1 protein-coding gene and 1 pseudogene are annotated in these 1,017 nt (G+C 45.4%); both read left to right on the top strand.

The window, feature by feature from the left end; genetic code table 11:
* Positions 1–397 (top strand): annotated as a pseudogene (locus A3750_RS00465) (succinate--CoA ligase subunit alpha); the annotation flags it as partial.
* 351 nt (positions 398–748) lie between these two features.
* Positions 749–1,017 (top strand): methyltransferase (locus A3750_RS24725; protein ID WP_304440151.1); only part of this gene is annotated, 269 nt, incomplete at its 3' end.

Below are 1,017 nucleotides of genomic sequence, written 5' to 3' on the forward strand. Positions count from 1 at the left end.
CGAGGCTGTAAAGCAGACTACGGATCACGGTTTTGGTCAATCGACGTGTGTTGGTATTGGTGGTGATCCTATTCCCGGTTCAAACTTTATCGACATACTAGAAATGTTCGAGAATGACCCTCAAACCGAAGCGATTGTGATGATAGGTGAGATCGGCGGTACGGCCGAGGAAGAAGCTGCGGCTTATATTAAAGACAACGTCTCTAAGCCTGTAGTCTCTTATATCGCTGGTGTGACAGCGCCTCCAGGTAAGCGTATGGGGCATGCTGGGGCGATCATTTCTGGTGGCAAAGGCACTGCGGAAGACAAGTTCGCGGCATTGGAAAGTGCTGGGGTGAAAACGGTTAAAAGTCTGGCGGATATCGGCAAGGCATTAAAGGAAACCACTGGCTGGTAGCTTTTAATAAAACACGTTTGAAAGGAGGCTACGGTCTCCTTTTTTTTGGCAAAAAAAAGCGGTGAGAGGTTGCCGAACATAACCAAACACCGCAAAGGGTAACTGTTTAACCAGTTTAAGGAGAGACAATGAAACGAATAAGGCCTGATGCTCTAATTTGTTTCGATGTAAGCATAATAGTGGTCAGTAGGGCTTAGAATGATCAGCCGAAAGGCTTATTTACCAAGTTGTAATTCCGGATTCAGGTAAACCTTAGGATGACTTATAAAACGAACGCAGTGTAAAATATACTGAACCTTGGTGGGTGCTTCTAGCGCCCTGTAGATGATTTCTTTTATGTGGCTTAACTAAATGCGTATTCCCCCGCCGATCGTTACTCTTGTATTCGCTGCAGTCATCATTGCTGTCGACTTCTATTCGCCTTCATGGATTAAAATGGCTGGGCTTTTTTGGTTTAGCTTTGCGTTCTTCTTCTTGGCCGTTGTGCTATTGCTGCCCGCTGTCATTCAGTTTGTTCACTCCAAGACAACTGTTAACCCTTATACCCCTCAAAAATCAACGGTCTTGGTGTCTGCCGGTGTGTATCGGTTTTCTAGAAATCCGATGTATTTGGGAATGGC

It is taken from the genome of Oleiphilus sp. HI0079, assembly GCF_001635105.1.